Annotated in this window: 17 protein-coding genes; all 17 read right to left on the minus strand. The window is 29.4% G+C overall.

Going from position 1 to position 24,781, the window contains the following annotated elements; genetic code table 11:
- Positions 1–23: 23 nt before the first annotated feature.
- The 17 genes from GXK56_RS04555 to GXK56_RS04630 all read right to left on the minus strand — a co-directional run bounded on the left by GXK56_RS04555 (position 24) and on the right by GXK56_RS04630 (position 24,694).
- Complete coding sequence (locus tag GXK56_RS04555; protein ID WP_160685608.1) at positions 24–431, minus strand: PH domain-containing protein; 408 nt, start codon at positions 429–431, stop codon at positions 24–26.
- A 215-nt stretch (positions 432–646) separates the two neighbouring features.
- Complete coding sequence (gene splB / locus GXK56_RS04560; protein ID WP_160686024.1) at positions 647–1,669, minus strand: spore photoproduct lyase; 1,023 nt, start codon at positions 1,667–1,669, stop codon at positions 647–649.
- 116 nt (positions 1,670–1,785) lie between these two features.
- Positions 1,786–2,217 (minus strand): AAA family ATPase, encoded by a 432-nt coding sequence (locus GXK56_RS04565; protein ID WP_243156013.1) that lies wholly within the window; start codon positions 2,215–2,217, stop codon positions 1,786–1,788.
- 202 nt (positions 2,218–2,419) lie between these two features.
- Complete coding sequence (locus GXK56_RS04570; protein WP_347707941.1) at positions 2,420–2,974, minus strand: transposase; 555 nt, start codon at positions 2,972–2,974, stop codon at positions 2,420–2,422.
- A gap of 32 nt (positions 2,975–3,006) precedes the next feature.
- Positions 3,007–3,624 (minus strand): hypothetical protein, encoded by a 618-nt coding sequence (locus GXK56_RS28070; RefSeq protein ID WP_243156014.1) that lies wholly within the window; start codon positions 3,622–3,624, stop codon positions 3,007–3,009.
- A gap of 132 nt (positions 3,625–3,756) precedes the next feature.
- On the minus strand, positions 3,757–4,512 hold the full coding sequence (locus tag GXK56_RS04575; RefSeq protein ID WP_160685610.1) for a hypothetical protein: 756 nt from the start codon (positions 4,510–4,512) through the stop codon (positions 3,757–3,759).
- A 19-nt stretch (positions 4,513–4,531) separates the two neighbouring features.
- The gene (locus GXK56_RS04580) at positions 4,532–6,283 is read right to left on the minus strand and encodes an RHS repeat-associated core domain-containing protein (protein WP_243156015.1); all 1,752 of its coding nucleotides are present in this window, start codon (positions 6,281–6,283) and stop codon (positions 4,532–4,534) included.
- A gap of 406 nt (positions 6,284–6,689) precedes the next feature.
- Complete coding sequence (locus GXK56_RS04585) at positions 6,690–7,334, minus strand: hypothetical protein (protein ID WP_160685612.1); 645 nt, start codon at positions 7,332–7,334, stop codon at positions 6,690–6,692.
- Between the two features lie 47 nt (positions 7,335–7,381).
- Positions 7,382–14,953: an RHS repeat-associated core domain-containing protein gene (locus GXK56_RS04590; RefSeq protein ID WP_243156016.1), complete on the minus strand. Its 7,572-nt coding sequence runs from the start codon at positions 14,951–14,953 to the stop codon at positions 7,382–7,384.
- A gap of 41 nt (positions 14,954–14,994) precedes the next feature.
- Positions 14,995–15,768, minus strand: a complete 774-nt coding sequence (locus tag GXK56_RS04595) for a DUF4280 domain-containing protein (protein WP_160685614.1) — start codon at positions 15,766–15,768, stop codon at positions 14,995–14,997.
- Between the two features lies 1 nt (position 15,769).
- Positions 15,770–16,291, minus strand: a complete 522-nt coding sequence (locus tag GXK56_RS04600) for a hypothetical protein (protein ID WP_160685616.1) — start codon at positions 16,289–16,291, stop codon at positions 15,770–15,772.
- Positions 16,288–17,391 (minus strand): pentapeptide repeat-containing protein, encoded by a 1,104-nt coding sequence (locus GXK56_RS04605; protein ID WP_160685618.1) that lies wholly within the window; start codon positions 17,389–17,391, stop codon positions 16,288–16,290. Before GXK56_RS04605 ends, GXK56_RS04600 begins: the two co-directional genes overlap by 4 nt.
- Before the next feature lie 41 nt (positions 17,392–17,432).
- Positions 17,433–18,881 (minus strand): contractile injection system protein, VgrG/Pvc8 family, encoded by a 1,449-nt coding sequence (locus tag GXK56_RS04610; RefSeq protein WP_160685620.1) that lies wholly within the window; start codon positions 18,879–18,881, stop codon positions 17,433–17,435.
- Between the two features lie 52 nt (positions 18,882–18,933).
- Positions 18,934–19,551, minus strand: a complete 618-nt coding sequence (locus tag GXK56_RS04615; RefSeq protein ID WP_160685622.1) for a hypothetical protein — start codon at positions 19,549–19,551, stop codon at positions 18,934–18,936.
- A 188-nt stretch (positions 19,552–19,739) separates the two neighbouring features.
- Positions 19,740–21,182 (minus strand): contractile injection system protein, VgrG/Pvc8 family, encoded by a 1,443-nt coding sequence (locus GXK56_RS04620; protein ID WP_160685624.1) that lies wholly within the window; start codon positions 21,180–21,182, stop codon positions 19,740–19,742.
- A 23-nt stretch (positions 21,183–21,205) separates the two neighbouring features.
- A complete protein-coding gene (locus tag GXK56_RS04625) occupies positions 21,206–21,985 on the minus strand; it encodes a hypothetical protein (protein WP_160685626.1) in 780 nt (259 codons plus the stop codon).
- A gap of 75 nt (positions 21,986–22,060) precedes the next feature.
- A complete protein-coding gene (locus tag GXK56_RS04630; RefSeq protein ID WP_160685628.1) occupies positions 22,061–24,694 on the minus strand; it encodes a molecular chaperone in 2,634 nt (877 codons plus the stop codon).
- Positions 24,695–24,781: the final 87 nt, after the last annotated feature.

The following is a 24,781-nucleotide window of genomic DNA, read 5'->3' on the forward strand; positions in this document are numbered from 1 at the left end:
ATTCATTCTTTCTCTAATATATACTATACACATAAATAATATTTTTTAACTAAATTAACAACTTCTTTTGCTTCATCAGCTTGTTTCTTAGGAACTTTAAAAGAAATTGGAGCACTATAATAAGCACCACTAGAACCCATTACTGTATTTCCATCAACACCAATTTTAATATCCACATCTAAATCAAAATTACCTGCTGTTTCAAAAGAAACACTTTTAATATTCTTTTTAGGAAAAAATTTAACTTCTACCTTTTTTCCTGTCATTCCTTGAACATCTACTTGATAAATTCCTAAAGTAGTTAAAACTATTGAATCTCTGAAAAATTGATAAGAAGTAATTACCTCTTCTCCATCAAAAATATAATCTTCCACATATTTAAGATCTGCACCAATAGTTGCTTTACCTGTAAGTTTATCGTATAATCCCACTAATATTTCCCCCTTGTAATAATATAAGATTTTACCTACTATTTTACTATAATTCCAACAATAAGTATATTGTTTTTATAAAATTATATCATTACAATTTCTTATATCACAAACTTTACATCTATAAGCAACTTTTTGACTACATTTTTATACAAATATGTATATTACTTTAATAAATGAATCACTAAGTTAATATATTACTTTGGAACTATACTTTATATAATATATTTAATTTCTTTCTCTTGGAATAATTCCTCAATTTCTTCCCTAAAAAATTGCTTTATATCCTCCAAGCTTTCTTTAGGATATACATACTTCCCATATCCAAATTGTCCGTACTTAAATTTTCGCTCTTCCTCTTTCATTGGCAGCTCACTTTTAGGGAAAGCTTGAAGTATAATATTCTTTGCTGTAGTTGTATAACGATGAGAAATTATTTCAAAGGTTACTGGAACTTTTAAATCCTTTGGCAGTTCTCTGCTTAACTTCAGCAATAAATCATGATATTCTTCTTTCCAATTATCATAAATAAAAACAGGAGCAATTAAAAATCCTATTGGATATCCTGCTTTAGCTGCTTTTATACTCGCCTCTATTCTTAAATCTCGAGAAGCTGTGGCATGTTCATATTTATCTATAACTGAGGAAGTATTTATACTAAATCTTATTTCTGTATGACCATTGTGCTCTAAATCCAATAATGAATCTATATCATTGTATTTTGTAACAAACCTAAATCTAGCATTCTTTTCATTTCCAAAGAATACTATAGCCTTTTCTAAAGAGTGAGTATACGGTTCTACTGGTATAGGATCAGAAGTTGCAGCTCCTTCAAATATAGTTATGTCCGGCAATCTTTCAGCTATATATTTTTCAGCTTGATTAAGAATTTCCTCCACATTAACATGAATTTTCACGAAAGGTTTATCCCCAAGCTTTGTATTTAAATAACAATATTCACATTGCCCCATACACCCTGAAATTAATGGGAGCTGATAATGAGCTGAAGGCTTACAGGATTGAAATTTTAAACTTTTTTTAGTTCCAACTACTAAAGTCTTTTTGCCTTCTCTATATTGGGAATAAAAATCTTCCCCTGGAATATGTTGTTTTAATTTATTTGAAGTTAAATTAATGATCTCTATCTTGTCATCTTTCTCAAATTTAGTATAGATATTTCTAGCCATTTCATAGTTTAGTGAATCTTTTTCAAATATAATTCTTTTAGGTATAAACATAGCTTTCTTCAATAAACCAGTTCTCAATCTAGTTTATTTACTCCTTTCTTTAATTAATTAATTTTATTATGTGTAATTAAAGAATTTAATATTTGCTGATTTCTATATTAATACCTTTATTCAAAACTTCCTTCTTTTACTTTATATTCAACTTCATAGCCCTCAAAATTTTCAAGTATCTCAAGCTTATGAATCATATTATTTAAAACTTTCACCGGCACACTTCTAGCCCTAGTTCTATTTCTAGATATTAATTCCTTATATTGTGTTTCAATATAAATAAATTTCACTTTAGCTCCATAAGCTGAAAATAAATCACATAACTTTTTTCTAGTATCATATATTATGTTTGTTGCATTCCATACAAACGGCTGTTTTACTCTTAAATATTCCTTTGCTCTTTCCTTTGCAATCATAGCAATTTTACTTGAGTCATCTCTAGGTGATACTTTAAATTCTTCCCTTATATCATCTAAGGAAATTATATTCATATGACTTAAGTTTTCTTTTATATAAGTATCTTTACCAGCTAAAGGTAATCCAACCAAAACTATAACTTCAAAAGTTGTAATATCGAAAACCTCATCATCATGCCAGTAATTTAGCCTTTGCTACAATTATACATATGTTTTATAATATTTTCCATTATTCCAATCAATACTTCACTTGATAATACTGATTTTTCTACAAATCGGCAGACTTTCCCCTTACCCCAAAACTATTTCTTCCTTAATTATATTTTCCCACTCTTTAAGTACCATAAAAAACCAACTCTGATTTATACTTAATGAGATATAGTCCCTTTAATAAAAGTCTTACGATTTCTCGCTGCGTTGAAAATTGTTTTCTCAGTCGTCTAAATAAAAATAACTGCATTATATTTGATGCAATAAATATCAAATAAAGCACGGCTTCAACTGCTTTACCACCATGGACAAAGCAATGTTCTAAACCACATTCTCTTTTCAAATTATTAAAAATAGAATTTTCAATATCCCAGCGTGCTCTTATTATTTTAAATAAAGTCTTAAGCTCCATATTCATACAATTTGTTACAATCATAATTTGCGACCTCTTTTTATTTGGGTATTTCATTGTATATTTCACAAAACGTAATGGCTCTAATACCTTGTCCATAGTGAATTCTGACTCATATACTTCAATTTTTTCAAAACCTCTTTCCTCTGTCCAAGTTTCAACTATATCTGACTTATTTACCCTCTTTTTCACTTCTCTAATGCTATTATTATTGTTATTCTTTGTTCTAACAATTGCATCAACACCATGTTCTATGCAATGATTGATCCAAACAGAATTACAGGCAAGAGCATCGTAAACTACAAATCAATTAAATTTTTGTGAATACTTACTACATCTGTAAGCAGCCTTTTTGCTACACTTTGTTCACCTTCACCCTTTGATACAGAATCCTGTCCAGGCCTATAATTTTCAAAATCAATAACCAGCTTTGGCCCATCTCCAACTATTGACATGACGGCTCCACTGTGAAAACAATGTGCTTTGTTCCTCAAGCATTCTGGGCAACTTTTCTTATTGCTTCCAAAGAATTTTGTTCCATCTATAGCCGCTACTGTATATCCATCAATGGTTCCATTTTCAAAAACTTTATTTTCTACTGCCTTTTTTATTATATATTCATTTATTTGTTTCAAGCCTTTAATATCAATGACTTTAAGTGTATCTCTTATAGTATCAATCATTGGCAACCTTTTACCTCTAGGAAATAATTTGATGAATTCATTATTTTTAATCATCAGATTTAATTCATTAAAGCTTTTAATTCTAAGCAAAAAACCTAAAAGCACAAGTGTTACGACCTGTGCTGTGCCATATGTAGGATTAATCCTTCCATCTGTTAATTTGTTTAATCCATTCTCGATATTATAAACATTCTTCATATATTTCACTAATTTTGCAAAGTAATTTTTTCTCAATTTTTAAAACCTCATTTCAGTTAATAGATTAACAAAAATGAGGTTTCATTTATAGTAAAAATTCTTCGAATTTGATACACTTTTTAAATTGCCAAAAACGCTAGTCATATCAATGGTTTTAAAATTTAGAAGCTAAACTGCTGGCAATTTCCATCTTTCATAATCAATTTTAATTTCATCTAATAGTTGCTTTGGCATCTCAATAACCTCTATATCTATCTCTTCTATATTTACTCCTAATTTTTTAGCAATTTTTATTAGTGCAATTGACCAAATATCAACAATTGTTAAATAATCAATGGACTGCTTTCTTAATGTTTTTAATCTTTTTACTATACCTTGCTCTAAATTCTTTGGTTCATTGTTAACTATAGCTAAGAATATATCTTTAATTCCATCCTTTTCTGGCATATCATTTATACCTTGTTTTGCTTTTTCAATATTTCCTAGGAGCAAATTTCCTATAATAGTGTTTTCACTTAATATAGACTTTGCTAAGTCATAGTTATCAACTACTATTGCACAATATGCTGCAAATTCCTCCGATTTTCTTGCACTAATCTCCTTTCTTAGCCATGCTGCTGGTTCCATTCCGTTATTAAACAATTTATATGCAGTATCAATTGACTTTGCTACTAAATAGCAATACCCTTTACATGCTTCAATATCATTTTCTAAAAGATATGAAAAATCAGCTAACTGATGATAATACAATGATAAAGTATAGTAAAATCCAACATAATCTTTTTGATTTAATAATTTAAAATCTTCAATAATTTTTTTAGATTTATCTTGCTTTTCTTTCATATAACAATTTTTTATGCATACGTCCTTCTTTTTTTCCCATTTTATTGATGAATACTCAATTTGCTTTTTTTTCATTGTCATACAACTCTCCATTCTAGTTCTAATATAACTTTTCAACATATTCCCTTGAAATAATATTATTATTATCTCTTGCATTCCCTGTAATATTTTCAATATGATGTTCTATTTGCTTTTCAGCACAGTCATTACATGAATAATGTGATACAGCTTGACGTGATCCTTCAGTAGAAATATCATTATTCAACATATATTGTATTCCCCGAGCTTCAGCATGATTTGGTCCAGCAGTTGTTCCTTGATAATTAGATTTCTTACCACCTCTTACAAATTCAGCATCGTCACCAAATATATTTGTTGCCATTTCTCTTGATTTTGGACCTGGAACGCCATTATTCTTAGATACTATTACTCTTCCCTCTGATGAAACTGTTACTGATATTGGATTCTTATTTCCAAACCACTTTCCTCCATATTGTGCATTATGAATACTGTCTGTAGCTCTTTGTAATTCTTCATCTGTCCACTCCACAACTGGCTTATTTAATATATTATTAGAATTAGCGCCTTCTTCAGCAGCACTTCTGCTTTTATTAACACACTCTCTTTCATATCCTGCTGGATCATAATAAATAACAGGATTATTCCCACAGTAAGCATATAAATTTAACCCATCGCCCCTATAAATATCCTCTTGAGTAAACCTTCCAACAACTGGATTATAAAATCTAGCTCTTAAATAATACTGTCCTGTAATTCCCTCAAACTGCTGACCAGTATAAGTAATTCTATTATGAACATCTTCTTTACTATTAAGAACATTACCAAAAGCATCATAGCAATATTCATTTTTAACCTGCTGATTCTTGTCGGTAATAAAGATTGTACTACCTTGCTCATCTACCGTATAGTAGTATCTATTCATTTTAGCTTCTATTGCTGAATTAATCTCTTCACTTGAATCTGCAATATCAGCAGCAACAACCTCATGCCCTCTAGTAAATCTAGAAATTACATTAAAATCTTTATCAGCCTCAACTAAAACATTATCTTTATGGAAAATAAACTTAGTTAATTTTTCATTTTCTTCAATTTCAGCTCTTAAACCTTCTGCATCATACCTGCTTACTAAAGTATTTCCATCCTTAGTTATCGCTTTAACTTGCTGGTTAAGAGTGTTGTACTCAAAGATATTATTTCCAGTTGAAGTTTCTTCTTTTATTGTATTTCCTTGTTTATCATATGTAAAGTGGTTTATTCCAGAATTGTTGTGTAATTCCTTTAATTGGTTCTTTACATTATAAACATATTTTTCAGTAATATCATTTGTAGTCTTAGTTAACCTGTTTCCGACTTTATCATAAGTGAAACTTTCTTTTCGGCCATCATAGCTTGAATCAATAAGACGATTCATTGAGTCATAACTATAGAAATTCTTATGCTTTGAACTTATTTTTTTAAGCCTATTACCATTTAAGTCATACGCATAATTATAGTCAATTAATACTTCACCATTTGAAGATATGGTAACTAAACTTTGAACATTTCCATCACCATCATAAGTATAGTCTGTCTTTAATCCATTTCCTACAGTTACTGATTTTATATTATCATTCTTATAATAATCATAAATAGCAAGATTATTTTGATTATCATCTTGAATTAATTTAACTCTGTCTGCTTCGTCATAATTGTAAATACTACTCTTTCCAGTGATGTCTTTAATACTTTTAATATTATTATTTTTATCATAAGTATAGCTTAAAAGTGTTCTTCCCGAAGCACTCTTAGTTTCAAGCATTCCTTCAATATTATATAAATACTCATACTGCATATTTCCTGCATATGCACTTCTTAGTGTTCCATCTGGATTATATTTAAATCTTTGGTCTATTACATTCAGCTTATTTTTATTTGAATCTTCTACTTTTTCAGCTGAATTTGTTTTATTTGATTTTTCTTCTTGATCTTGCCTTTCTTTCCTGTCTTTTAACCTTTCTGTTCAGTTTCTTCTACAGCTTTTATCGTAACTTCTTCACCGTTTCTTTATATCACTAATTTTAGGAAAGTACTTTTTTCTCAAATATAAAAAACCCCATTTCGGTTAATAGTTTAACAGAAATGAGGTTTTGTTAAATAGTGAAAATCTCCCAAATTCAATACACGTTCTAATTTACCAAAAATACTACTGATATAGCAGTTCTATAATTTAGAATAAAAAAACTGTATATGAATAGTTTTTACTCTTCTTTGGTCCAAATAAATGATTTATTTATTAAATCAAAATCAATGTACTTTTCAATTATTTCATTGGCTTCCTCTGGTGTAATGAACACATAGTATTTGCTAATATATCTATCAAATTTATGTTCATAAAGTTTTAAATCTTTGCTAATTATATCATCTAATTCATCAATCCATTCTTTCTTAAACCATTTTTTAAATTTATTTTTCCAATTTATCAAATGCTTTTTAGCTGTAATTTCGTCCATTTCCCACTCTTTTTTGTCTTCATAATAAAAATTATTTTGAGATACAAATTCAAGTATTTGCCTAAATATTGCAGCCTCAATACTTCCTGCGTAAATAACTGCTTCATCATCATCCTTTGGACAAAGCGCCACTGGTAATTTTGATTTATCATTTAAATACCATACCCATTTATCACCACCGCCTGTATATGCGAATGGTACAATATAATCAGCTTCTTCTTCATATTCATAATTAATTATTTTACTGCATGTTAGCCATCTCATATCATACAACCATAAATATTTTTGAGAATCAAAATTATCTCTTCCCAAAAAATTATTAGGCTCTAACCACCCAAATTGGTCCATCGATAAAAACAACTCTGGAAATAAAAAATTTTCTCTATCAAACATAACTTCTTTCTCCTTCTTAATATTTATATTACAACTCTTTATAACAACTATTCCTCTTCGGTCAAATATTTTTTTGCAAAAGTTCTTGTTGCCTTGGTGATTTCTAATATTTTATCTCTAGGAACTCCTGCTTTTTTCATTAATTTAATATTATCTAAAACATTTTTTCTCCAAGAAACACCTTTCAAATTTTTAGTATTCATCTTTAATTTTCTTTGTTGTGAACTAATAAATTTATGCATTGGATTTTCTTTTAATGCCATTGCAGGATTAAGTTTAGATAATTCGCCGCCTCTAGCTCCATACCCATTAGCTTCTAACCAAGCATTCTGTAATAATTCATGACCAGATAAACTATCATATGGAAAATCTTTATATATTCCATATGGTCTAACATCAAATTCTTGTATCTTATTTACCCATTTTACATTATTAGGATCATAATTTTCTTTTAGGTAATCATTCCATTCCATTCCCGAATTTAACTGTTTATCTTTACTCTTACAATCCATATATCCACTAGGATCCCAATAAACAACGGGATTATTCCCACAATAGGCATAAAGATTTAATCCATCTCCCCTATAAATATCCTCCTGAGTAAACCTACCAATTACAGGATTATAGAATCTAGCCCTCAAATAATACTGTCCTGTAACACCATCAAACTGTTGACCAGTATAAGTAATCCTATTATGAACTTCTTCCTTGCAATCAAGAGCATTCCCAAAAGCATCATAACAATATTCATTTTTAACACTTTGATTAACATCAGTAATTAATACTGTACTTCCTTGCTCATCAACAGTATAGTAATGTATATTTAAGTTAGCTTCTGATCCTTCACCTAATTCTGCAATATCAGCAGCAACAACCTCATATCCTCTACTAAACCTAGAAATAACATTATAATCTTTATCAGCTTCAACTAAAACATTTTCCTTATGGAAAATAAACTTAGTTAATTTTTCATTTTCTTCAATTTCAGCTCTTAAGCCTTCTGAATCATACCTACTAACTAAAGTATTTCCATCTTTAGTTATAGCTTTAACTTGTTGATTTAAAGTATTATACTCAAAGATATTATTTCCAGTTGAAGTCTCTTCTTTTATTGTATTTCCTTGTTTATCATATGTAAAGTAGTTTGCTCCAGAATTGTTGTGTAATTCCTTTAATTGGTTCTTTACATTATAAACATACTTTTCTGTGATATCATTTGTAGTCTTAGTTAATCTGTTACCAACTTTATCATAAGTAAAGCTTTCGCATCGATCATCATAACTTGCTTCTTTTAGCCTGTTCATTGAATCATAAGTGTAGAAGTTCTTATGCTTTGAACTTACTTTTTCAAGTCTATTACCATTTAAATCATATGCATAATTATAATCAATTAATACTTCACCTGTAGATGATATCGTAACTAAGCTTTGAACATTTCCATCACCATCATAAGTATAATCTGTCTTTAATCCATTTCCAACAGTTACTGATTTTATACTGTCATTCTTATAATAATCATAGATTGCAAGATTATTATGGTTATCATCTTGAATTAATTTAACTCTGTCTGCTTCGTCATAACTATATATACTACTCTTTCCAGTGATGTCTTTAATACTTTTAATATTATTATTTTTATCATAAGTATAACTTAAAAGTGTTCTTCCTGAAGCACTCTTAGCTTCGAGCATTCCTTCAATATTATAAGCATATTCATATTGCATATTTCCTGTATATGCGCTTTTTAAAGTACCATCTGGATTATATTTAAATCTTTGATCTATTACATTTAGTTTATTTTTATTTAAGTCTTCTACTTTTTCATCTGAATTTGTTTTATTTGATTTTTCTTCTTGATCTTGCCTTTCTTTTCGGTCTTTTAACCTTTCTGTAAAGCTTCTTCTTCGAGAACTTTGAGCTAATGGGCTTGCCACGAAGTTTTCTTCTGACTTTTTATTAGCCTCTTCAATTGCTTTTAATCTAGCTTCTTCAGCCTTCTTTGCTTCTAAAGCAATTGCTTCTTTATCAATTTGATAAGCCCTTACTGAAACTATATTTCTATCTAAATTATAGTTTCTATCTACATGATTTTGATTTCTATCAATTTGCTTAGTAAGATTTCCTTCTACATCGTAATAGAAATATTCACTAATTCCTTCTTGGTCTCTTATTTCACATACTTGTCCTAAGCTGTTATAGATATATTCTATAGTTCCACCATTAGCATCTGTGGTGCTTGTTATATTTCCTGCATAGTCATAAGTGTACTTTTCAACTCCACCTTCTGGTGTTATTATTTGAATTATTCTTCCCCAGTCATCAAGAAGATAATTTGTTTGATTTCCATTACCATCAGTTATTCCAGTAATATTTCCTCTAGCATCGTACTTGTAGCTTTGAGCTGCTTTATTTTCTTTTCTTGAGTTTGGAGTGACAACTTCCTTAATTTGCCCAAGTAATGTATAAGTGTACTCAACTTTATTATTTTCTCCATCAATTGAAGTCTTTATATTTCCCTTCGGGTCGTAAGTGTTTTTAGCTACTGTTTCTCCTAAAGCATTTCTAACTTCAATAACTTGTCCCTTTAGATTGTAGGAATAAGTTGTTCCAACTCCATCATCTTTAGCTTCATCATATTGCTCTGGCAATACCTGCTTTATTATCCTATCGTTTTTGTCATAAAATAATCTTGTTGTATTTCCTGAAAAACTTATAAAATGAGTAAGTCTATTTTGAGCATCGTAAGTATAAGCCTTTTTCTTTTGATCTTCCTTGAAATTAAGTCTTTCAAATAGCTTCTCATTTTCTTTCCTATTTTCATGTCTTTCAGACCAATGTACTCTATAATCATTTTCGCTTATAAACTTGTTACTTATAAGCTTAGCTTCTTCTCCAGAATATTCACTTATCCCTATGACATTATCTGCTTTATCATAATTATAAACATAACTTCTAAATATTCCATTAGCTTCATCTTTTTCATGTTGCTCAATAACTCTATCAGCTTTATCATAGACTCTTCCTATTTCGTAACCTTTTGGAGTTATGATTTTAGTAATGTTTCCATTCTTATCATATTCATAATTTGTTACCGCCCAGATATTCTTACCAGCAGCTTCTGGTGATACAAAGCCTCCATTAATTTCTTCTTTCTTTTGAATTAAGTTTCCTACTTTATCATAAATATAATGAATTGCCTTTGTAGTTGTATCATTAATCTTAAAGCTTTCATAAGTTTTCTTGTTTAAGCAATCATATTTATATAATGATTTTGCTCCATATTTGTCTTTAACGCTTATAAGTCTGTTTTCTTTATCATATTCAAAGTAAATTTCATGATAATTATTGCAAAATCGCTTTTCAGAAACTAATGTTGTTCCATGCTTTTCTAGTATCTTATTCCCATTTTTATCATACTCATAACAAGTTACATTATATTTAAATTCTGCTTCATATTCTTCAACAGGAACTCTCTTTTCAATTAAATTTCCAAGCAGATCATATTTAAATAATGTAGCATTTCCTTCAATATCTATTTCTTTAATGATATTACCATGAAGATCATATTCAAATGTTCTCTCTACATTTCCTTCTTCATTTATTATAGAACTTAATCTATTCATTGAATCGTAAGTATAACTGTATCCAAGACCATCATCAGTTTCTTCATTATAATATTCTGGACTTATATGTCTTATAACATTTCCATTTGAATCATAGAAGAATCTCTCAATACCGCCATCAGGGTATATAGTTTTTATCTTTCTATTATCCTTATCATAGACATACTCTACTCCAATTCCATCGTAAGTTTCCGCATTATAATAATTAGGATTTATTTCTTTAATTATATTTCCTTCACTATCTCTTATGTTCTTTTCAACAATTCCAAGTGGATTCCTTATGCTTATAAGCCTATCCATATGGTCATAAGAGTATTTGTAGCCTTCATCAGAAATACTTCCTTTTATGCATGCATTTGGAGTATAAATGCTTGTTAGATTTCCCATGTTATCATAATTTTTTATTGTTACATTTCCATTGGCATCCTTTATACTTGCAACAAAATTCAAATTATTATAACCAAATTCTATTGTTCCATAGTCAGTTTTTATTTCAGTATTTCTACCTACTTTATCGTAAGTGTATTCATACTCGTATCCACTATTTGTTATTACTCTTACTGGGTCTTTTCCTTGTTTTCCTTCTAAGCTGCTTGAGTTTGCATATTCGTATTTTGAGGTATTTTCATTACCATCTGTTTTGCTTAAAATTCTTCCAAAGGAGTCATATCTGTAACTTTCAGTTGTCCAATTTCCAACTGAAATCTTTGTTTTCTTTTCTATTAAATTACCGATACTGTCATAAGCATAAATAATTTCCTTTTCTTCATTATCTGTTTCCTTAACTAGATTTCCGTTTTCATCATAAGTATACTCTGTAACTAATCCATTTGGTAAAGTCTTTTTTAATAAGTTTCCAAATTCATCATAAACCTTGTGAGTTTCAAAGCCATTTCTATCTTCTATATATATTTTGTTTTGATAATCATCATATTTATATTCTTCTGTGCTTCCATCTTCATAAAATAAATGTGTAATTAAGCCATCTTTATTAAATCTTGTTTTTTCTGTTCTTTGACTCTTAGTATAGTAGAAGGTTACTTCTTTTTCTGAATCATCATAAGTTATTTTGCAAGTATTATTATTAGGGAAGTCTTGCCTTACTACTCTTCCTTTTTTATCAAAAAAGTTCTTAGTATAAGTATGTCCATTTTGGTCTGTTATACTGCTTATATATCCCTTATCATCATAGGTATATCTTGTTATTCCTTGGTCAACATGGATAACATCTGTTAAATAATCTCCAGCGTATTTATATTGAACTATTCTTCCAAGCTCATCTTTTATTTCAATTACTTTTCCATCTTTGTAGGTAAAGAATAACTTATAATTTGAGAAGGTATTTAAAGTCTCAATGTTTTCTCCTATATAAGTTAATGAAAGTTTATTACCATGTTTGTCAGTTATATTAACTAGCTTCCCTGAACTATTGTACTTATAAGTTTTCTTATCAAGAGCAGTTTTAAATATCCAATAATCCTTGTCTTGCTTTAAAGAATAAATTTTAGCTCCGCCTTTATCATTTATCCATTCATCATCATTTAAATAAAAGCTTTCAATATGTCCATCTGAACAAAGTACATTTATCTTTTCCTCTTCAACTCCAAGACAAGTTTCAAAGCTTGATGTCCATCCAAGTCCAAGAAGTCCTATTCTGTTATTTACAGACTCATACTTTCTTTCAATTTTAAATTCTTCATGAATATCTGGAAGTACAATATCTGTTGCTGGAATATATAAACTTCCTGTTGCTCCATCTACTGGATCAGAGAAACACATTTTATTACCAATATACTTCTTTATAAATGTACTTGTAAGATTTGCATCACCAGTTGTTGCTAGTTGCTGTCCAATATCTAACGCTACATCAGATGCCAATCTAACTCTGCCCATTATTTTACATCTCTTTTCAGCATCTTCTATTTTTGCTATTGCTTTTAGGTTTTTAACCTTCTTCATTACTCCTATATTTATATTAGACATAGACATAGACATAACCGCTGATTTTACATAATCCATAATATTATTATCTAGCTTTCCATCATCAGCATAGTCAGCAAGCATATTTAATACAACATCGCCACCACCATCCCATGCCATCTTTGTTAGAATTTCTGTAGCTGCTCCCCCTGTTGCAAGCGTAATTACAACACTTGATATAAGCACCGATCCATATTTTATAACATTATAAAGTGTTTCATTCCCCTGACATACGGTATCCCTCATAAAATTATAGGATTTGGAATAATCTCCACTCTGGGCTTTACTATAATCTGAGCTTCCTTCAGCTAGTTCGGATGCACCTACTGCAGCCGCTGCAACTCCAGCTCCTAATGCAACAAGGGCTAAGCCTCCTGTAAGAACTGTTGCCGCTGCAACTACAGCTCCTATACCAATAGCTAGTGCAATTGCACCAAATCCTATCTTTTGTTTAGCTGCATCAACTTTTGCTTCCATATTAGCTTTAGCTTGGCCATTAATCTCATCTATTTTAGCTGCATCATCTTTATTTCTATTGGCAATTTCATCTGGTAAAGCTGCAGGATCTTTAATACTTCCCTCAAACTTAATCATATTTCCTTTCATAAATGTTGCATCTACCATTTGAATGCCAATGCCGCCTTTTGCTATTTCTATTTTACTCTTAGCAGAAATATCAACACTTTGAGGTCTAAATGGCGGCGTATCTCCACTTCCATCTCTCATTCCAAGCTCTAAATTTTCTGTAGCTGTAAAATTTATATTCTGTCCTTTAAGAGATACGTCACCTGATTGTGCTAAATTTAAACTTACACCTCCACCTCCTGGTGTAAAATTCATATCACTTGGTGTTAATTTCATTTCACTTCCACCTGTATGAGAAAATGACTTATTATCAGGATTTTGAGTTTTGCTTGCATATTTTGCTCCTGATGCTGTACTTCTTACAGCATGAACTGCAATTGCTTCCTTTTCCTCATTAGTTGGAAAATATATATGAACCTTACTTTCCTTCTCTGGCATACAATACCAAGCACTACTTTCTATTGCATAGGTAAAATATTTTTGATTTGCATAGTTTTCATATTCTGGGTCTATTTCAAAATGAACACACATAGTATTACCTTTTACATCTTTAACCGTTGCTGGAATACTCATTCCAAATATCTTATGGTTTACCTTAAGTGTTGTTCTAAGACCTCTTTCAAGTCCTAAAGTATATATTGTTCTAATTTCTTCTTTATAAACTTCAGTGTGAATTTTAGCAACTATGCATTCAACTTTATTAAATAAAACCTTCTCTCCAAGTATTAACTTCATTGGAGTCACAATATCCCAGGTTGTATATTCTTGAAGATAATTTTCTTCAAAGCCCATAGCTGCACGCTTATTAAAGCTATCAATATCTTTCACTACTTCATAGTCATCAATATTTAATTCTACATTGTTATTTAAATTTGGTATTCCAAAGTGAAATCTTCCATATTCTTCTGTAGCTTCTGCAAGTAATACGCCGTTAAAATGGCTTGCTATCCTTTTTAAAAATTCCCAATCTGTTTCTTCATATTGAAGAATAAATTCTCCAATAGTTTGTCCATTTGTTATTCCATCAGTAAATGCCTTCTTGCTATAAACTTCTAAAGTCTTTGTTATAACCTCTTGATATGTCATATCTAAATTACAAAAGGTTCTACTGTTTTTCTTAATATCAAACTCCTTGGTATAAGAAACAGCTTGTATTTCCATAACATGAACACTGCCTTCATAGGACATAAAAACTTCATTTATTCTTCCTACAAATAACTTAGTTTCTTCACCTGTCTCTTCAATTCTTGATACAGTTACTTTTTCTTCACTAACATTTTTATTTAGATACTCTAATATTTTTCCTTCATCTATTAGAAGTTTTATCTTTAAATATGCATGATCATTAATAGGATGCAATATATCAATATCTTCTACTTGAATAGCACTATAGGGTATGTCTATTTTTATACTTTTATATGTCAGCATCATATTTGCCCCTCCTTTTCATTTAGTAAAATCCACCTAATTTTCTATCCCTTTTGCCCACTTGTATATAATTTGATTTCTCCTCCGTAGGAACAAGTAAGCTTACATTTTCCAAGTAATGCTGGCTTTCCCTCAATAAGAACATCTTCTTTTCCATCTATCCATTCTGTAGCTATCATAGGAGTGCATTCTCCTACACAATCTGCTATCAAATCTTTTCCTACATCTTCAGACGGAGCTTTTGAGAATAACCCCATAACCTTTTCCATAAAACTTTTAGGCCTGTTTTTAACCTCATCTGCTATTTTTTTAGCATTTGCCTGTACACTTGGATTTTCAGGGCTTTTACATATTCCAAAGCTTCTTACATTAATATTAGGCTTGCTGTCTCCTATATTTAGTTGGGGAATTCCATGTATAAATTCTCCATGGCCAATTGGAACTACAACATAACTTTCATGAAGTGCACAGCTGCAGGTAATAGCGGCAGTATGAACTATATAGCTTTTTTGAAGATCTTTCATTCTTTGCTCTTCAGCTGCAGCCGCTTCTGCCTCCTCTGCTGCTTTCTTATCTGCCTCTGCTTGAGCTTCTGCTGCTTGCTTTTCTTCTTCAGCTTTCTTTGCAGCCTTTTCTTCTGGTGATGAGGTGAGCCATTCAGCTACATTTCCAATATCTCTTTTTAAAAATCCGCCGACCCTCTCAGCCATAGTTCCCATTTGCTTAGCTGAGTCAACTGTATCTTTTACCCCTTTTTCTGCTTCATTTATTGCTGTTCCAGCTAAAGTTCCATATTTTTCTTCATTTTCACTTGCCATCTTATATCACCTCAACTTCCTCAAAATTAATCCCTACAAATAATCCTCTTTTTAGCATGCTTTCAACGACATCAATAGAGACAATAAAGTAATAATCAACCCCTGCTTTAATTTGAAATATATTGTAATCTCCTATTTTCTTAGAATCTAAAACAATCTTATCTATCCAGCCATTCTTAAAAAAAACAGCTTTATCGCTTAATGCATCTAATAATTCTGGCAACACTAATCTATATACTTTTTGTGTTTTCATCTCTAAATCTGAAAACACTGCTATTTTATAAACTATAGTATTTTCATATAATTTAAAAAGCTTATGAAGCTCATCCGAAATAAGCAGTACAGGCGCTTGTATAAGGTCAGGATAAATGCTATTTTCATTTCCCTTTACAGGAACATTTGTAGAGTCTTTATATTGTTCTTCATCTTCTTTTAATAAGGTCATTTTTTGACTGTTATTAAAGCCTTTTATTTCAATTGCATTTTCAAGCTTTCTGTCCTGTTTTAAAATAAAGTACTTCATATTTCTTCGCCTCCATCTATATATATAGTTTGAAGCTGTTCTGAAGTTAAATTTATAAAAGGTATATCTTTAGCACTAAATATAGCATTTTCTAAATCTGATCCTTCAAAGGATACATTTTTAAACTTTGCATTTATGAAATTTGAATTTTTAAGATTTGAATTTGAAAAGTCTACATATATAAGCTCTGCATCTCTAAAATCGCTTCCAGAACAGTCAGCATCCTGAAAATCAGAATCTTCAATTTTGGCTTTTTCAAAAACTGCCCCTATTAATTGACCTTTTGTAAATATACATCTTTTTATTTCTGTAACCTTAAACTGTCCTCTTACTACATAACTTTCTGAGAAATTTATATTTTTAAGCTTACTTTCTTTAAAATTTATAAATAACATATTTTGCTTAGCTAAATCACCATCTTCCAATACACTGTTCTTCCAAACAGAAAATACAAAAGGTAATTTTTCCTCAGGCTGTTTTTTCAATTCTAAAAGTTCTTTTATATTCTTTTCTTTATTATCCATAGCAAAAAGCGTTTCACTTTTTCCTTGATATTCACTCCACTTAACTATATAAAAATCTTCTACTGAAGTTTTCTGCATCCAATCCTCTTCATCTAAATTCCAAAACCAATTTCTCACCTCTTTAGCCATATCCCAATAACATTTTGATACAAGTTCAAATATTATTTTTTGAATATCATAATCATTAACCTTACCCATACAAATTCTTTTTTCTTTTATTAACCTTTCCTTTAGGCTAATGAAAGGCTCAAATAAAAACCTTAAATCTATTTCTTCATACATAGAATTAGAATCTAAATACCAGCATGAATTATAACCATGTGCTAATATTTTATAAGATTCATTTACAATATTAATTCTAAGAAGTTCAAATTGGAAAACTGCTATTTTATATTCTTTATCTATTTCCTGAAAATTGTCTGCTTTTTTTATTAGTTTTTTCATTGCATCCATTATTAGCTTTTTAACTTTTTCTTCATTAACTCTAAAGTTTTCATAAACCTTCAACTTAATCTCATCTATCAATTTTTTAATTACATTTTCATTAAAATGATCTAATGACTCTTCTCTATTCATTTCAATCCCTTCCTTCTATTTTAGGAATCCTTCTTTTGAATTTATTCTGCATTTACATTAACTTGAGTACCTTTTTCCTTTATTTCACCTGAACTATCAAATTCTAAGCCTCCACCTTTATCGCAGGCAAAATTTACTCCTTGTTTTGCACTTACCATAAAACTTTTTTGTGCTTGAATTTTTATGTTCTGCTGTGCATTAATATTTATGTTATTTTGACTCGTAATGCTAAGAGTTCCGTCATTTGTGAGGCTCATATCTGCCTGCCCGCTGTCACAGGAAATAAAAATGCCATTTGGTGTAAGCTTTACTTGCTTATCATTGGCAGTTCTTAAATATTTATCATCTGGATTTCCCATTCTATCTTCTGCCTCACCTGCACCTTGTTTATACCCACTTACTGCACTTACTGCAAAAGCTTCATCTTCATCTTTTGTTGGAAAATACACTCTTACGCTATCTCCTATCTCAGGCATGCAATACCATCCGCTTCCATCACCTGACGCTGACATAGTAGAAAATTTAAACCAATAAGCCCTTCCTGTGTCTTGAACTTCATCTATTTCTAAATGAACCTTTACCAAATCATTTTGAACCTGTATGATTTTCCCATCGATTGAACTTCCAATGACTTTTGTATTATATGTTCTTTTCTGTTTTAGCCCATTTTTCATTCTTAATTTATAAGTATTTATTAACATACTATCTTTGATTTCATAAATTCCTTCATGTATATAAAAAGCTTGCCCTTGAAATTGTATATTATCTCCAAGCTTTAAAATCTCATAATTTTCTATTTCATACGTTATATAATCTGCTTCACTTGCATCCTTAAGATAATTTTGAAGCATGTATTTATAGCTGTTTAAATCTTTATAAATTTTATAATTAATATTTTTCCCTTTTAATGCTTTGGCCTGTTCTGGTACTGCCATTACATACTGTATTACCTTTCCATCCATAGTTGAAAATAAACCTTGATTATATTTAGAAGCTATTCTTTTTAAAAATTCCCAATCTGTTTCTTCATATTGTATAAGTAATTCTTTTACTTCTTCATCCGGTATTTTTAAAATGTAGCTAGAATTGCTATACTCTTGCATTATAGTATCTATAAGCTTATGAGTTGTCATTGATATGTTTTGAAAAGATTTGCATTTTGATTTTATATCCATTAAATAAGACATGCTTTTAGCTTCAAGGTTTAGAGTATATACATCAAGTTCTACATTTATTTCTATGTTGGTAACAACACCATAAAATAAAGTTTTACCCTCATCACCTTCATAACAAATTTCTATGGTTTTATTATTAGTTGTTGAACTAATATCTCTATCCTTAGCTTCATTTTTTAAAATTCCTGTTAGCTTTAAGAGAGCATGTTCATTTATATTGGTTTCTATTTTCAGATTTTTAATTGCTTCTAAATTATAACCATTAACTCTTATTTTCTCGTAATTAATGGCTTCAACAATTTGATTTTCTTCCACTTATATCACTCCCTTTAAATTTTGTACCCTATTTTATTAACTTAGATCTTATCTACTTTATTTTCATAAGCATTATACTTGCTTTTATTAAAAGCCCCCATGTTTTTAAATCTTTTTCAAAGCAATTATAATTTCCAATTATTAAAGATCCTTTATGTTCTCTATAAAAGATCAAATTATAAATTTTTCCTTTTCCCGTTGGCGTCATATATGTTCCATAAGATACTTTTGAAGAACCTTCTCCTACTTCGCCTTCTTCTATCCATTCTAAGTAAAGATCCATATCCTTAAAGTTTTTTTCCATGCCTTTTTTAAAGCTAGCAAAGCTTTGCTTTTGAGCTCCTTTATCTATATATGTTATAGTAAAACTTACTCCATTATTATCATTTATTAGGGTAACACTTTTATTAGTATTTGCTTTTTCTTCAAAATAAGCTAATGGAATTGGAATTTGTAGCTTTCCTTTTAAATATTCTTTCTTAGAAAATTTAAAATTAGTATTATTTATATTTAGAGACCCCTGATCTATTTGTTCTATTACTTGTTCAAAGGTAATTTCATCTTCCTTAGAAGTTAAATTCTCTTCTTCTGAAGCTTTTTTTATTTCTGCTTCTTTCTCAAGCCTTTGTTGCATTTTCAACTTGGCTATCTTTTCATCTATATTATCCAAAACTAACTCCTCCTTTTTATGTTTGAGCATATCCCAAGTTCTTTATTTTAGCTTTAAAAATCTCTTTAAATGCAGGCTATAACTATAAATATTTATATATTTTTATAGTTATATATTTTTATATTTATCTATTTATATTCTTAAATATTTTTCTAGATATATTTTTTTATTTAAAAATATATATCTATTTATCCATTATTCTGAATCCTAGTTCCACTTACTAAGATTTCATCTCCCTCAGATAATACAAGACTACTTCCCGCTTCGCATAAAATATCTACAGTCTTTTGTGCACTTATTGTCATCTCATTTCCAGCCCTCAGCGAAAGCTTTTGAGCACAAGCAATATTTATATTTTTTTGTCCTACAACATCTACAGTTCCATCATTATTTAATCTCATAGATGCTTGTCCTCCACTGCAATCTATAACCACTCCACTTGGAGTAAATTTAACTTCCTGCCCTGCATCAGTTTTTAAAGATTTTATATCTGGATTTGACATTCTATCATTCTTTGCTTCTGCCCCAGATTTTCCCTCATGGCTTCCTATTGCATTTACAGCAAAAGCTCTGCTTTCATCTTTTGTTGGGCAATTTAATCTTATTTTTTCTCCAACCTCAGGCATACAATACCATCCTCCACCATCTGGTGATGCTGCAACTGTTGCATAAGGAAACCAGTATGCTGTAGACGCATCCATGCTATTACTGATTTCTAATTGAACTTTTACTTTATCTCTTTGTACTTCTAAGATTGATCCATTTATTGAAATTCCAATAACATTTCCATTATATAAACGCTTTGATCTTAGACCTCCCTTTGGTCTTAATTCATATACGTTTTCCAATTTACCTTCATCCATTAAATAAGTAGCTTTCTTAATATAAAATTGCTGATTTTTAAAGCTAAAATTTTCCCCTGTATTTAATATTTCTTGAGTCCTTATTTTATAGGTAATAAAATCTGTCTCTAGCACATCCGCTTTATCATTATTTAATACATCATTATATTCATCTACTGCTTTAGAAATTGTATAATTAATTATTTTAGTTTTTGGCACTACAGCAATTTCTGGAGTTCCCAAAAATATACTTATATTTTTTGCTTCTGCTCCGCATATAATTGCTTGATTATATTTAGAAACTATTCGCTTTAAAAATTCATAATCAGTTTCATTATATTGAAGTATAAATTCGCCTATGGGCTCATTAGGAATATTAATATGATATTGAGCTTCAGTATATGTCTTCATAACTTCATCTATTAACTGATGAGTAGTCATATTAATATTTTGAAAATCTCTTTTTCTTTTATAAATATCCATCTTGTAATCAAAGCTTTTAGCTTCTATTGATAAAATATAAACATAATTAATTACCTGTACTTTTACCTCAGTAATAACTCCATTAAACAAAGAGAAATGAGCTTCTTCTTTTTCATAGAATACTTCTATAGGTGTTTCTTCATTTGTACTTTGAATATAACTATCTTTCACTTCATCATCTAAAACACAAGTTAGTTTTAAAATTGCATGATCATTTATTTCATTTTCTATTTTCATATTTTGTATATATTTGCAGTCATAAGTTGATATTCTTAAGTTATCGTATGATATAAAATCCTCTTTCATAATCTCTCTGCTCCTCCTTTAATCTAATCAATTAAAATTTTCTTAAATCTTCCACTTCCTTTATTCATCCTACTTCCTTGTCCATTTTTTTCGCTATTTAATACGTGTAAAAGAAAATTATATAACTCTTCATTGGAGTAACTTTTTCTTTCAATGTTTAATTTATTAATTAGATAACTGACTATTATTTCTTTTTGAATGGCTTCCTTGCTTTGAACGCACAGCATTGCAAAAGTTATATCCCAGGACTCACTTAAACTTAACTCTAATAGTTCTGTTCCAAATCTTCTTAATATTTCAGGACTTAAACTTATGTCTCCATAAGTAGAATACGGTGCATTAATTGTATTTACAGTATCGTATTCTGTTGATAAATCATTGAAGTCCATATGATTTATTCTGAGTTTTGCACCATTTCTTAATTTAAATCTACAAATTTCAATTTCATTATTTTCTGACGAAAGTTCTTCACTTAAATTAATTTCTGTAAAATTGCTTCTAAAATCTGCTTTTTCTACTGATTGTAAAAACTTTACTTTTAAAATCATCAATTTATTATTGCATTCATATGAAATTTTCTCTTCATCCTTTAAAATATAAAGTGTATCTTGATGTTTTATTACTCCTTTTCTTATACATATATAATTATCAGAGACTTCTAAATCACACCCACATATGATTCCATCAGAATATCCCTTAAACTGAGCATAAAAAAATTCTCTTGGAAAATCTCTAAGCTCCTCCAACATTTCAATTTTCAAAAGTCGTCCACTATTAAAAAGTGGATAATTATTTTGGAACATATTTGCTACCTCCTTCTCCTCCAAACTCACAAAACCACATTTCATTTGTATAAGTTCTTGGTTACATAAATGTTGCTACTTCATTCCGTCAAAGAAGTTTTGTTCCCATTTATCATTTTCAAAGTAGAAGAATTGTTCTCTTCCTATATATAGTTCTTCATCTTTTCTTAAGATGGCTAATACATAAAAGCCCCAAAGCTCTTCTTCTTCCCAAACAAAAAACTTCACTTCATTATTTTCTATATTATCTGTTTCATGCTGATTAATATTTGGATACATTTCTCCTATTATTTTTGCATTTGTTTGTTCTAATTCTTCTTCATTAAATTGATAATCGTATTCGTACTTAACATTGTCATGACTATCTTTTAAATATAATTTAAGAAGAATTCTATCCATGAATCTCGATATGAAACCTTTATTAACCTCTCTTCCTTTTATCAATACCTTTTGCTCTCCAGTATGGGTATAAGCCGTTAGTAAATATGGAAGGGTTGGTTTTTTACTTTCTATATTTATCTCTGCATATCCAAAATTTCTATCATATAAGTATTTCAAAGCACCTTTAAGGCAGGATAATTTTAATTCGTATTCTTCCTTATTTTCCTTTTTGCTCTTATTGATTTCTATTATTCTTCCTGGAATAAATTCTTTTAAAGCATCTCTAAATAACTCTACTTTACATGACTGTCCAGTTAACTTAATAAGTGAATAATCATATAGTTCTTCATTTTCATATAATTTTTCTAAAAACTTCTTTATTATGTTATAGACATCACCTTTAATTAAAGTTTCAATTTCGTATATGCTAAGTGAAATACTTGGAGCTTCCTTTACTACTTGCAAATTACCTTTATTCATGTAAGATAATTTCCATTTATCAAAATTGATTGTGTCCTCTTTCTTTTCCTTCCGATCTTCAGGTTTCAAAATAATATTTAAAATATCAGGATTTGCAAAGAACAGTTTTTTTACTTCCTCTGCTAAATCAAATAAGAAATAGTAATTGCTTCTTACCTTGCAATAATCTTCTTTACTTCTTGTTTCATATAATTGAAACTTTGTAGGAATTATTGCTTCTGCTTTTTCATATTCTTCCTTTAGAGTTCCATACAATTCATTAATTCCTAACTTATCCACAAATCTAAATATATCCATTTTGAAATCATCTATTATAGCTTTTTTTATTGCCTCTTTTCCATTACCTAAAGCATTTGCCATTAATATCTTTATAAACTGCATTATTCTAAAGGTAAGGTTATTTCCTCCAAAGTCTGTATCTCCATTTTCATAAGAGGTTTCTATATCTAACTTATAAGAAACTCTGCTATTAGTTATTGAAAAGCTACAGCCTGTTAAATCTGTAGTTCCTCCTCCACAGTCTATAATAAGAGCTTTATACCATTCTCCTTGAACATATCTCTTTTGTTCAATTAGTTCAGAAATAGTATTATATAGTACAGCTGCGCTTTCTTCTAAAATATTTTCACTTTCAACTGTGTAATCACTTAAAATATCTTTAAATAAAGTATGAAATTTATATTTTTGTTTTGATGGGCATGAAATATAAATATTTTTAAACTTACATTTAAACCTTTGCTGAGCTAAAGCTATAATATACTCTAAGTACGCTTTAATGATCTCTTTTCTTTTTATAAAAGTAGTTTTTTCTCTTACATCAATTACTTTTTCTTCTTTTTCAAAATCACTTACCCATCTTTTTATGTCATAGAAAAGGCTCATTCCATCGTCTACATACCTTCTTCTTGATTCCCTCATTGCATCATACCCAAAGATATATTGTATATTATCTTCTTCTATATGTTTTACCCCAACTACACTTGGTATAAGTGGAGTTATTTCCTTGTCATCTTTATTTTCATTGATTATTTTTACGAATTTTACCTTATCCTCTTCATAGTTTTCATATTCCTTATTTTGAAATAAATTCTCATTTAACCCTGGAAATATTTCTTTATCTATATAAATACCTGCTGTTGTGTTTGAGGTTCCAAAATCAATGGCTAAAGGTATTTTTGTCTCTAATAATGGCTTTACTTCAAATTCCAATATTGGCAGTGAATTAAACTTTATTGTATAATCCACTTCAATTGTGTCACCTTCATAAGTATCATAAAGCACCTCTGAATCTTTTTCGGAAAAGAATAAAAGACTGTAATGCTTACTTTCAGATTCCTTTGCCTCTATAAAATCTCCTTTAGTTAAATAATATTTTTCTTCATTGCCATACACTAACTTTTTTATATTAAGTATAGTGCAGACTTTGAAATTATTATCAACTAACAGTACATTTCCTTCTTCTAATTTTTCATTGCTCTTTAAAATATAATTATCAAAAATATCAAGTCCAATGTTCTCATATAGGGTGATCTTCCCTGGATAATCTATATTAACATTAGTTTTAATTATTTCTTTATTACTTCTTTTTAATAATCTCTCAATCCGCTCATTTCCGCCTATTAGATGTTTTTTTATAAGTTTTGTATCTTTTTCTCCTCTGTATTTCATTATCAGCCTTATAAGTTCTTCTTTATCAAGAGGATTAATTATGCTCTTTACTAATTTTTCTTTGTTACATATTTCTTTTAACTGAAAAGTAGTCATCAGTCTTAAATCTTTTTCTTTATATTTAGCTTTTGTAACTTGGCTTTCATTTCCTTTATGTAACTTATATGAATATAAACTCATCTTATCCTCCTAAATTTTTTACAATTCATAGTTTCAAAACTCTACATAATATTTCTTTATTAACTGTGAATTGATACTTCACCCTAT

Source organism: Clostridium sp. C2-6-12 (assembly GCF_009928485.1).
Classification (GTDB): Bacteria; Bacillota; Clostridia; order Clostridiales; family Clostridiaceae; genus Clostridium.

Coding starts and splice junctions, on each gene's coding strand:
- splB (WP_160686024.1), bottom strand. CDS start 1,669: ATGTTTATACCTAAAAGAATTATATTTGAAAAAGATTCACTAAACTAT.
- GXK56_RS04575 (WP_160685610.1), bottom strand. CDS start 4,512: ATGACAATGAAAAAAAAGCAAATTGAGTATTCATCAATAAAATGGGAA.
- GXK56_RS04580 (WP_243156015.1), bottom strand. CDS start 6,283: ATGCAGTATGAGTATTTATATAATATTGAAGGAATGCTTGAAACTAAG.
- GXK56_RS04585 (WP_160685612.1), bottom strand. CDS start 7,334: ATGTTTGATAGAGAAAATTTTTTATTTCCAGAGTTGTTTTTATCGATG.
- GXK56_RS04590 (WP_243156016.1), bottom strand. CDS start 14,953: ATGATGCTGACATATAAAAGTATAAAAATAGACATACCCTATAGTGCT.
- GXK56_RS04595 (WP_160685614.1), bottom strand. CDS start 15,768: ATGGCAAGTGAAAATGAAGAAAAATATGGAACTTTAGCTGGAACAGCA.
- GXK56_RS04600 (WP_160685616.1), bottom strand. CDS start 16,291: ATGAAGTACTTTATTTTAAAACAGGACAGAAAGCTTGAAAATGCAATT.
- GXK56_RS04605 (WP_160685618.1), bottom strand. CDS start 17,391: ATGAATAGAGAAGAGTCATTAGATCATTTTAATGAAAATGTAATTAAA.
- GXK56_RS04620 (WP_160685624.1), bottom strand. CDS start 21,182: ATGAAAGAGGATTTTATATCATACGATAACTTAAGAATATCAACTTAT.
- GXK56_RS04625 (WP_160685626.1), bottom strand. CDS start 21,985: ATGTTCCAAAATAATTATCCACTTTTTAATAGTGGACGACTTTTGAAA.
- GXK56_RS04630 (WP_160685628.1), bottom strand. CDS start 24,694: ATGAGTTTATATTCATATAAGTTACATAAAGGAAATGAAAGCCAAGTT.